Annotated in this window: 4 protein-coding genes; 2 read left to right on the forward strand and 2 right to left on the reverse strand. The window is 60.7% G+C overall.

Annotation, left to right across the window (positions count from 1 at the left end):
- Positions 1 to 448: 448 nt before the first annotated feature.
- On the forward strand, positions 449 to 925 hold the full coding sequence (locus ABF821_RS20010) for a hypothetical protein (protein WP_415531352.1): 477 nt from the start codon (positions 449 to 451) through the stop codon (positions 923 to 925).
- Positions 926 to 1,347: 422 nt separating this feature from the next.
- Here ABF821_RS20010 and ABF821_RS20015 read toward each other — a convergent pair whose 3' ends face one another.
- Positions 1,348 to 2,052, reverse strand: coding sequence for an HAD family hydrolase (locus ABF821_RS20015; protein WP_415531353.1), 705 nt, complete (start codon positions 2,050 to 2,052; stop codon positions 1,348 to 1,350).
- Positions 2,053 to 2,440: 388 nt separating this feature from the next.
- Here ABF821_RS20015 and ABF821_RS20020 point away from each other — a divergent pair, with 388 nt between their 5' ends.
- Positions 2,441 to 3,145: a TetR family transcriptional regulator gene (locus tag ABF821_RS20020; RefSeq protein ID WP_415531354.1), complete on the forward strand. Its 705-nt coding sequence runs from the start codon at positions 2,441 to 2,443 to the stop codon at positions 3,143 to 3,145.
- Between the two features lie 3 nt (positions 3,146 to 3,148).
- On the opposite strand, the gene ABF821_RS20025 is transcribed toward ABF821_RS20020, so the two are convergent.
- On the reverse strand, positions 3,149 to 4,432 hold the full coding sequence (locus ABF821_RS20025; protein ID WP_415531355.1) for an NAD(P)/FAD-dependent oxidoreductase: 1,284 nt from the start codon (positions 4,430 to 4,432) through the stop codon (positions 3,149 to 3,151).
- Positions 4,433 to 4,507 lie beyond the last annotated feature (75 nt).

Genomic DNA, 4,507 nt, shown 5'->3' on the forward strand with positions numbered 1-4,507 from the left:
AATTATTATAATTTATTCTTATTTTGCATTTATTCGACTCACTTATGGAATGACCATAGCTGATTTATAGATAATCATATTGTCTTCGAAATATGAATAAGTGACCGATTCCGCACGTCGGGCAGGGAGTTTTGATGTCGCTTTGGAGGCGGATCCTGCTAGCCCGCTATTTTTGCATATCATACCAGCGGTCATGCGAAGAGAGCAGAATGTAATCTCATGGGCGGGCTGATAAAAAATTGACATTTGCAAGATCGATACTTGGGACGACGTGTCATTGTGGTCGCTCCTAGCCTTCGAACACTATCCCATGAGTGGATTTAATTGAGACATTATCAAGAATCTGGATGAAGCCAAGATAGGTTATTTTTGTTGTATGCGAATGGCAGTCCGTCTCTCTGGGTGCTATACTTTGCAAACCAGACACGAAATAATGGACAGGAACTCAATGCGTTCTCGCTTTCAGGTTGGCCTTCTCGCCGTTAGCTGGATGTGTGTGCAAATTAGTGTCCCTCAAAATGTGTATGCACATGGGATCCTAATCCAATGTAACGGCGATGCCAAAAGTATAGGTGCAACAGCCAGCAATGTTTCGTTGAACTCCCCATTTGATTTTTCTAACGTCGAAACGCGCAATTATCCGGTCTTACAACAAATAACTCAAGGCAACACGACCACGAAAACGTTAAGTTCCCAAGAGTTTACAGCTGGCCTCGCAGGCAGACTTACCATTCAGCCTAGAACGAAGGACACAGCAACCCTTTCTGGATCAATCGGATGCACCCATTTTACGGCGGACCCTGGAGTCGTTTTGAATGAGAAACCAACCGAAGGCATTGCTGAACATATTTCTGTCAGTGTGACTTATGGACAGCCCGCAACGTGGAAGATCGGGGACTACACTTTTCAGTTCTTGGTGCAATGACCTAAATTGGAGACCAACAAAATTCGTTCAATATCTTCGTTTCTCAAGAAAAAAAAGATTATCGAGATGGCTGGTTTATGAAAACTTGATCTCAATGCTTTGAACCATTTACGCCCTCTATGCGGCGAGAGCACTGTGAGTTCTAAACGTCCGACATGAGGGCGGAAGCTGCCGTAATTGATAAAAACGAGATGTCGAGGGCGGACGGGGTTTGTTGCCCGCCCTTCGATCTTTTGGAATGTGTGTAGAGATGCGCGCGGGGGCTTTTGGGCGAGCACTTCCGTTCAGAGACTGCTTGTAAAGCCAGCCTGTTGAACGAAAATGCCGTTTAGTTTTGCGCCCGGTATATATGCTTCGCGCTTCGGAATGGGGCGGCCTTTGGGGGCGCCGAACGGATGATGTTGCAGACAGCTTCCGGGCGTTCAGGCGTGGGCCTGTTCCAGCCAGTGGCGGACATGGTCCAGGTCGTCGACGATGGCGAGGGCTTTTTCACGAACGTCTTCGGTGGGGGCCAGGAGGTCGGGGACCACGATGACGGGGATGCCGGCGGCGTGGGCGGCGCGGGCGCCGTTGTGGGAATCTTCCAGCGCCAGGCAGGCTTCGGGGGCGATGCCGATTTTCTCCGCCGCCGTCAGGTAGGGTTCGGGGTTCGGCTTGCCGCGCGTGACATCGTCGCGCGTGACGATGGCGTCGAAGCGGGTGAGGAGGCCGACCAGTTCCAGGTGGTGGTCGGTGCGGTAGCGGCTGGACGAGGTGGCGATGGCGCGGGGGAGGCTGAGCCGGTCGAGCAGGTCCAGCAGCGGGGTGACGCCCTTTTTCAGCACCAGACGGTCGCTGTCGACGTAGCGGCGGAGATGCTCTTCCTGCAACGCGAAGAAGCGTTCGAGCGGGAAATCGGTGCCGTAGGTGTCGTGCACCATCTGGCGGCAGGTGTCGGCCGGCATGCCGATCATGCCGCGGCAGAAGGCCAGCGGCACGTCATATCCGAGGTCGGTCCCCGCTTCGGCCAGCGCGTCCATCGCCAGGGTCTCGCTGTCCAGCAACAGGCCGTCCATGTCGAAAATCACGCCTTTGACGGCCTGGAAGGAGGATGCGGTCAGGTGGTGGGGGAACGGGTATCCCGGCATGCGTTATGCGTCTCTCTGCTGTTTCTTTCGCGTGCATTATCGACCGTTGGTCGGGCCTGGTGCAACCCGGAAGGAGATGTTTCGTAAATGGTATTGATTTAAAAGAGGAATTCAGGGTGTCTGCGTGGCGTGCGGCGATGGTGGATCGGGTTGGGGAGAGCCTTGCCGGCCGGCTTTGCATCGTGGAGCGTGTGCGGCGGCCTGTCGGCAATGCGCGGGCAGGGGGCGCGGGAGGGTGGAGGCTTTTGGCATTCGCGTCTATTATTGCCCGGTCGGGATGATTTTGTGGGCCGATAGTCTGCTGGTAGTCTGCTGGCTTCCTTTTTCCTGCTTGTTTGTCCGACCGGTTCGCCGGTCATTTCTGTTCGAGAGCGATCCTGTCTTGCCCGTGTCCCGGTCCCTGGTTTCTTCTCTGCGTGGTGCAGCCTCTGTCTCCGCGCCGTCCCGGCGGGAGGCGCGGCGGAGCGAGACGCATGCCGCGCTGATCGAAGGGGCGATGCGCCTGCTGTCGATCCAGGGGTTCGATGCCACCACGGTTGACGAGATCGCGGCCAGTGCCGGCATTTCGCGGCGGACGCTGTTTCGGTATTTTCCGACCAAGGCCGATATCGTGACCGCGTGGGCGCAGAACATGACCGATGTGCTGACCGCCAGTGTCGAATCCTGCCCGGCGGATTTCAGCCCGCCGGATATCATTCGCACGGCGCTGGAAGCCGTGGTGCCGGAGATGGCGAAGAACCGTGCCGAGGCGTTCGCCTTCGTCTGTCTGATCGAGCGTACGCCGGCGCTGCTGTCGGTCAGCCTGCGGAAATATGCGGGGTGGGAGGATGCGCTGGCGGTCGCGCTCGCCAGCCGGCTGCCGGCTTCGCCCGATCAGGCGCTGGCGGCGCGGGTGGCCGCGCGCTCGGGGATCGCGGCCTTTCGCACGGCGCTGGACGAATGGATCAGGTTGCGCGGGCGGCCGGCGCTGGTGCCGATCCTGCGCAGGGTGCTGGTATTGCAGGCGGAGCTTCTGCCCCGCCTGTCGGAAGACCCTGAATGGGTTTCCAGAGGGCGGCCGGCCCTGGGGGGGGCGCGGGCACGGCCCGCGTAGCGATCAGTCCAGCCGCACCGACGGCCGCACGAACGCGTCGATCCGGTCGGCCAGGATGGACATCAGGCCACGGAACAGGCCGTACAGTTCCACCTGGTGCTGGCGGTAGAGCATCAGATGGCCCAGCCGCGCACTGAGGCCGTGCAGGAAGCCGCCGCCGAAGACGGTGCCGCCCGGAAGCGTGCCCCAGCCATTGTAATTGCCCAGGGCCACGATGGCGCCCTTGTTGCGGAAGACGCAGTTGGGAACCGGGATGCCGTGGCGGAGCAGTGCCGGCAGGTGGCGGGCCAGGTGATGGGCCTGCTGGCGGGCGACCTGCGCTGTGGGCGGCAGGGGGTCAGCGGAGATGAACGAACAATCGCCCATCGCGAAGATATGCTGGTCATCCTGCGATTGCAGGTTGGGGTGGACCAGGATCTGGCCCGAGCGGCTGAGGGAGAGCCCGTCGAAGGCCGACGTGACGTCCGGTGCCTTCACCCCCGCGGCCCAGACGCGCAGCGTGGCGGAAATGCGCGTGCCGTCCTTCAGGCTCAGCCCTTCGGCGTCGGCGCCGGAGACCATGGCGGAGGTGCGGACCGAGACGCCGATGCTCTCAAGCTGGCGCTGCGCCGCTGTGGAGACGGCTTCGGGGAAGGCGGGGAGCACGCGGGGGCCGGCTTCCAGCAGGGTGATCCGCAGTTGCGGCGGGGCCGTGCCGAAGGAATGCAGGGCGACCAGATCCAGCGCCTTGTGCAGTTCGGCGGCGAGCTGAGTGCCGGTGGCGCCGCCGCCGACAATGGCGATGTCGAGCGGTTGGCCGACGGCATAGGCGCGCAAAAGCTCCATGCGGAACTTTTCGTTGAAGCCGTTGGCCTCGACCAGATTGTCGATGAACAGGCAATGTTCGGCCACGCCGGGGGTGCCGAAATCGTTGGCGCGGCTGCCGATGGCCAGGACCAGGGCGGCATATTCGACCGTGCGGCTTTCCAGCACCACTTCACCCTCGGCGGAGCGGAACGGGCCGAGAATGGCGCGCTTGTTCGCGCGGTCCAGCGCCACGATCTCGCCGGGCCAGAATTCGAAATGGCGGTTGCTGGCCTGCGCCATGAAGCTGATGCGGTCGTTCTCGTTCTGCGCCGTGCCCGCCGCGAAGCAGTGCAGCATGGGCTTCCAGACATGCGAGAAGCTCTTGTCGATCAGTGTGATCCGGGCCAGCCCCTGACGGCCCAGCGTGTCGCCCAGCCGGGTGGCCAGGGCCAGTCCCGCGACGCCGCCCCCTACGATGAGAATTTCCGGTTTTGTCGCCATCGCGTCTTCATGGTCCATCTGCAAGGGGTTGCCACGGGTGGTAGGGGCACCGTTGGGAGCGCCCGCCCGGTGATC

The sequence above is a fragment of the Gluconacetobacter sp. genome (genome assembly GCF_047721585.1).
Classification (GTDB): domain Bacteria; phylum Pseudomonadota; class Alphaproteobacteria; order Acetobacterales; family Acetobacteraceae; genus Gluconacetobacter; species Gluconacetobacter dulcium.